This is a genomic window from Desulfovibrio sp. SGI.102 (assembly GCF_050314315.1).
Lineage (GTDB): Bacteria > Desulfobacterota > Desulfovibrionia > Desulfovibrionales > Desulfovibrionaceae > Desulfovibrio.
The window spans coordinates 1-273 of record NZ_JBNPNC010000147.1 but is presented as its reverse complement, the minus strand read 5'-3'; the positions used below and the strand labels follow the sequence as shown (position 1 = coordinate 273).

The following is a 273-nucleotide window of genomic DNA, read 5'->3' as shown; positions in this document are numbered from 1 at the left end:
TTTTTTATGGCTGGCGCAAGTTGAGGGATGTTCCTGCTCTGGAAAAAATTCTGCCCCATCAACAGCCGGTAGGAGGAAGGACGCCTTGAAAAGGCATGATGGTCCATAAAATACCATCGTGTGCTTTCCGGGCCAGTCCCGAAAATTCGCAAACACTATTCCGCTGGATGTCGATGGCGACACCGCTGCCTTGCAATATTTTCGTTTTGAGCATCTTCACAGCCAAGGCAACCCCATTCCCATCCATGCGCAGGCCCGCTGGCAAAAGGCAGG

The 273-nt window shown here is 52.0% G+C and carries 1 protein-coding gene; it reads right to left on the bottom strand.

The annotated features are described in order from the left end of the window. Positions 1 to 58: 58 nt before the first annotated feature. Positions 59 to 273 (bottom strand): hypothetical protein (locus ACQRCJ_RS12555; protein ID WP_427799959.1); only part of this gene is annotated, 215 nt, incomplete at its 5' end.